Source organism: Vibrio sp. HI00D65, from assembly GCF_001635455.1.
In the GTDB taxonomy this organism is placed as follows: Bacteria; Pseudomonadota; Gammaproteobacteria; order Enterobacterales; family Vibrionaceae; genus Vibrio.
The window spans coordinates 1-231 of record NZ_LWEH01000233.1 but is presented as its reverse complement, the minus strand read 5'-3'; the positions used below and the strand labels follow the sequence as shown (position 1 = coordinate 231).

Annotated in this window: 1 protein-coding gene; it reads right to left on the bottom strand. The window is 46.8% G+C overall.

Annotation, left to right across the window (positions count from 1 at the left end):
- The coding region (gene nrdD, locus A3712_RS16495; protein WP_331710903.1) for an anaerobic ribonucleoside-triphosphate reductase at positions 1-231 on the bottom strand (231 nt) is incomplete at both ends.

Sequence of the window (231 nt, the reverse complement as noted above, 5' to 3'; positions counted from 1 at the left end):
GTTACTGCCGTTGCGGTAGAGATAGACTTAGGCGTATCGATTTCCGCGTTACCCATCTTGAAGCCATGCGTTAACATGCCTTTCAAGTCGATAAGCATACAGTTAAACATTGGGAAGAACGGCGCGTAATCGAGATCGTGGTAGTGAATGTCACCATACTCGTGAGCATGTACGATGTCACGTGGCAAAATGTGAGTTTTTGCATAGTGTTTAGCCACGATACCCGCTAGC